This is a genomic window from Stenotrophomonas sp. 05L44_2, assembly GCF_056665995.1.
Genome location: NZ_JBFTNR010000919.1, coordinates 1 through 1343, shown reverse-complemented (window position 1 = coordinate 1343; position 1343 = coordinate 1). Strand labels below are relative to the sequence as shown.

Below are 1343 nucleotides of genomic sequence, written 5' to 3'. Positions count from 1 at the left end.
CCACCGCGCCAGGCACAGGCGGTGTGCCAGTGGCTCCGCGCAGCGCGGTCGGCGCTTCACCGCCCTGGCCATTGAACACGGCCAGTTCCAGCACCTGGCTGCCACTGGAGCCGATCACCGTGGCCTGGCGCGGTTCCAATGCCACCAGCTGCCAGCCATCGACTGCATCGCCGTTGAGGCGCAGGCGCAGCGACCGGCCCTGCTCGGTGGTGAAGGTGGCCATGCTGAAGTCGCCGGTCATCAGCACGCCGGTCAGGCGCAGTGCCGGACTGGCGGCGGCTTCACTGCCCCCCAGCAGGTACGGGCGCGGCTTGCGGTCTTCGGCGAACAGGGGCCGTTCGCTGATCACGCTGTAGCTGTCTGCGCCGGCCATGCGTTCGGGCGCCAGCACGGGCAGCGCCGGCAGCGCGGCCTGCGCGTCGCCCTCCGCACTGACCGTGGGCAGCTGGCTGCCAAGACCGAAGCCGGTGGCCAGCCAGAGCGCTGCGGCCCATCCGGCCACCGCCAGCAACAGCCCGGTGCGCAGGCTGATCTGCTCAAGCTTCATCGGCCACCTCCTGCGCATCGGTGGCAGGCTGCTCCGCCGGTGACGGCACAGGTGCCGGCGGCGACACCGCCGGCGCCGCTGCAGGCGGCGTGGCCACGGGTGCTGTCGAGGGATCGGCAGCAGCCGCCGGCAACAGGTAGCCGGCCAGCTCGAAGGACACGTCCAGGCCGAGGCCGGATTCGTTGGGCGATTGCTGGAAGCGCTGTGCGATCAGGTTGAGGTTGTCCACGAACAGGCGCGGGCTGCCGGTCTCCAGGCTGTGCAGCACGGTGGCCAGTTCGGCCACGCCACAGCGCAGGCGCACCTGCATGGCCACGCGCACGAACGCAGCATCGCGACGGTTGTCGCTCAACGGCGTGCGGTTGCTGATGGTGCAGCTGCGGTTGCCCGGGCTGGCCATCGCCACCGCATCCTGCAGGCGTGCGCCGAGCGCGGCCGCGGCGGCCTCGGCGGTGGCTTCCTGCAGGAACCCCGGGCGCTGCTGCAGGGCGTCGCGGGTTGCGCGCAGCCGCTGTTCGATCTGCGGCTGCTGCTGCAGCTGCGCCTGCACGCGCTGCTGGCGCTCGCGCAGGGCGGCGGCATCGGCATCGATGGCGCGCAGCGGCTGGGTGAACCACGGGTGCACCAGCAGCAGGTAGGCCAGGCCCAGCACTGCCAACAGCAGTGCCAGTGCCAGCCAGCGGTCACGGCGTGCGCTTGGCATCGGCATTGGCCGCCTCCGTGGTTGCAGTCGGGGCGGGTGCCGGCGCCGCTGCCGCCGAAGGCAATGGCTGCAGCTCGGCGGTCAGGGTGAAGC

The 1343-nt window shown here is 72.1% G+C and carries 2 protein-coding genes; both read right to left on the bottom strand.

Going from position 1 to position 1343, the window contains the following annotated elements; all coding sequences use genetic code 11:
* Positions 1-547 (bottom strand): hypothetical protein (locus tag AC1VAN_RS21975; RefSeq protein WP_480986762.1); only part of this gene is annotated, 547 nt, incomplete at its 3' end.
* Positions 537-1256, bottom strand: coding sequence for a type II secretion system protein GspM (gspM, locus tag AC1VAN_RS21970; RefSeq protein ID WP_025876696.1), 720 nt, complete (start codon positions 1254-1256; stop codon positions 537-539). The genes gspM and AC1VAN_RS21975, both read right to left, overlap by 11 nt.
* Between the last annotated feature and the right edge of the window lie 87 nt (positions 1257-1343).

What these genes read in the sequence shown, in the direction of transcription:
- gspM (WP_025876696.1), bottom strand. Translation starts at nt 1,256, where the DNA reads ATGCCGATGCCAAGCGCACGCCGTGACCGCTGGCTGGCACTGGCACTG.